Here is a 2945-nt window from a genome sequence, read left to right on the forward strand (position 1 = left end):
AAGGAATTCTATGCCTGTTCTTATTTGGTCAAAAGGGTTGGGAAAATCAGGTAAATATCGACCTGTGGAATTACCTAAAGCATCAAGATAAAAAGAATAAGCTCTAATTGCTAATTCTCCACATAATATTAATGAAAAAATTATGGCGAAACTTAATAATATTTGGTTTTTCTTACTGTTAGATAAATTGTTTACATTTAGCATAAGCATAAATAATTAATCATTCATTAACAATATAGAATGGTTTAATACCAAGGCAAGCACAGATTTTGAATGAGAAACTCATCATCTAAATAGAGACCTAAGTAATCCCATTCAGTACCGCTTATTGCTAATAACTTAAGCCTTCGCTATTTAGCCTGTAGAACTAAACCAAACCATAAACCTTTATTTTATAGTTTTAGTTTTGTCAATAATATTTGATATGCGCTTATTGTGAGTTTAATACAGGTCTTTAAATCCAAAATTCAAATGAAGCTAGGTGTTTACCTTGCTAGTTTTAAACACTTCAAGTTGCAATCCGATTTTCAATTGTATTATCATTAGTTATAATAATTATATACAATTGAATGCATTTTACTCAAGAGTACTATAAAGTTACTTAGGAAAAGTGAACATCTTTAATTATTACTCGCTCGCCAAACTCAAAAAACAATATAGCAATTAATACAGCAATCCTAAATCATTCATGAGATGTATAGCAATTCTAAACCATTTCTGATAAGATTCAATACTGAAAAAGCAACTGAAGTCATGTTTGCGACTAAGTACAGGGTGTGTCATGTGGATAGAATCAATAACAAAGTTTATTGAAAACAGCCAAGATAATAGTGACATTAAACGAGCAAATGCAGTTACAGCGCTTCCGGCTATTATGCAATATAGTTTTCTCCTTGCCCCTCTCCTATCATTGCTTTCAGCTTTTAGGATGTACCTCATAGCTGGCGGAAGTGCTGTAATATGCCACTCTGTGGATACAGTCATGAAGCAATAATGCCAATACTATGTTTCATCAGTAAATGGAAAAAATCATTTTTTCAAAGGGTAACTGAAGGTTTAAAGCTTACACATAAAGGAAGTTATGGACTTCTGAATATATAAAACGTGCAGAGATAATAGACAAGGGTTTTAAACCCAACCTCCGTTCATAAGGCAGGAGGCAGATATCAAACTTTTCAGAACATCTAAATGTAACAAAAAACTTTGGCTAACCAGGTTCAGTCAATAAAGCACGCAGATGTTCGACTCTATTTCCTTTGGTCTTTACAGATAAATGTGAAATTATGAAGACAAACTCATCCAACTCGCTGTTAGCAGTACCAACGGGCCCACTAAAGATTTCAGACTTGCCCCCTCATGGTGTGGGTATAAGTGGTGAATCTATCCATCTATCTCTAGTAATTCCTACTTATAAAGAGCGTGACAACATCCAAAATGTGGTCAGTATATTGAGTCAGTTACTGGATGAATCAATTCCAGGAAAATATGAACTAATTGTGGTAGACGATGATAGCCCAGACCGAACTTGGGAAATAGCACAATCTCTGACAACAGAATACCCTCAGTTGCGGGTGATGCGACGAGAACAAGAACGGGGGCTATCTTCGGCAGTGATTCGTGGGTGGCAAGCAGCTACGGGAAGTGTGTTAGGGGTAATTGATGGAGATTTGCAGCATCCGCCAGAGGTGCTAATGCAACTGTTGCGTAGTGTTGAACAGGGAGCGGATTTGGCAGTAGCTAGTCGTCATGTTGAAGGAGGCGGTGTTAGTAGCTGGAGTGTTGTCAGACGTTTATTGTCTCGTGGCGCTCAATTATTAGGCTTGGTTATTCTACCGGGAGTACTGGGCAGAGTTTCTGACCCTATGAGTGGTTATTTTATGGTGCGTCGAAGTGCGATCGCTAATGCAACACTAAATCCAGTGGGATACAAAATTCTCTTAGAAGTAATCGGTCGGGGGAAGGTAGATGAAGTTGCCGAAGTTGGATATGTATTTTGTGAACGCAAAGAGGGTGAAAGCAAAGTTACATGGAAACAATACATAGATTACATTCACCATTTAGTAAGGTTACGGCTAACCGGAGGTAATAAAAAACAAAAACTTACTCAACAAACAGGTTTCCCCATTGGCCGATTTATCCGCTTTGGCTTAGTAGGACTGAGTGGGGTATTTGTGGATATGACAATTCTTTATTTACTCAGTGATCCCACTACCTTGGCTTGGCCCCTGACACGCAGCAAAATTATCGCTGGTGAAATTGCGATTTTAAATAATTTCTTGTGGAATGACGCTTGGACATTTGCTGATGTCAGCGCCAGACAGCAAGAATGGCATCAACGCCTGAAGCGGTTTTTGAAGTTCAACGCCATTTGCCTTGCTGGATTGGTATTGAATGTACTGGTATTAAATTTGGTATTCAATTTTATTATTCCTAACCGTTATATTGCCAACTTTATTGCGATCGCAGTTGCTACTATCTGGAATTTTTGGATTAATTTGAAACTTAGCTGGCGCGTCACCGAAATAAAATAATCACAACGAGATTTTGATTTTTGCCTTTAGAACGAACTTAAATTTCAGGATAGAGGTAAATAAATGTAGTAAAAAAAGATACCTAGCAGCTAAATTGATCCCTTTTTGGCTATTGAAACTTTTAATTGTATTTAAGGCATCACCGTGTCAAAAGGGGAAAATTGCACGCTTGTATATTGAAAGAGTGTAGTAGAACGAATTTACGCTGGTTCTAAGAAACTTGATGAGGGATTTTCTTACTATTCTTGGCACTGCATAGCCTAAACCCAAGCGTATTGGCTTATGAAAACGGGAAATTAGAAATCTTTTTCCCTCCCCAACACATACTTACGGTGTATATAGGACTAATATTTGATTTCTGAAAAAGCTCCGTACATTTGAAGGGTGGGGAAATCAAAGGTCGTGTGTCGGATA

2 protein-coding genes and 1 pseudogene are annotated in these 2945 nt (G+C 37.4%); 2 read left to right on the top strand and 1 reads right to left on the bottom strand.

The features are described from left to right. On the bottom strand, positions 1-210 hold a 210-nt coding region (locus tag G1O98_RS39545), incomplete at its 3' end, for a hypothetical protein (protein ID WP_207794530.1). A 750-nt stretch (positions 211-960) separates the two neighbouring features. Here G1O98_RS39545 and G1O98_RS40500 point away from each other — a divergent pair. Both G1O98_RS40500 and G1O98_RS37680 read left to right on the top strand, forming a co-directional pair. Next, a pseudogene (locus G1O98_RS40500) lies at positions 961-1086 on the top strand (IS630 family transposase); the annotation flags it as partial. Between the two features lie 197 nt (positions 1087-1283). Further along, a complete protein-coding gene (locus G1O98_RS37680; protein WP_163939491.1) occupies positions 1284-2531 on the top strand; it encodes a glycosyltransferase in 1248 nt (415 codons plus the stop codon). The last annotated feature ends 414 nt before the right edge of the window (positions 2532-2945 follow it).

Source organism: Nostoc sp. UIC 10630, assembly GCF_010747425.1.
Taxonomy (GTDB): Bacteria; Cyanobacteriota; Cyanobacteriia; order Cyanobacteriales; family Nostocaceae; genus Nostoc.

Bases quoted from the DNA above. Each gene is read 5' to 3' on its own strand.
- G1O98_RS37680 (WP_163939491.1), top strand. From the start codon at position 1,284: ATGAAGACAAACTCATCCAACTCGCTGTTAGCAGTACCAACGGGCCCA.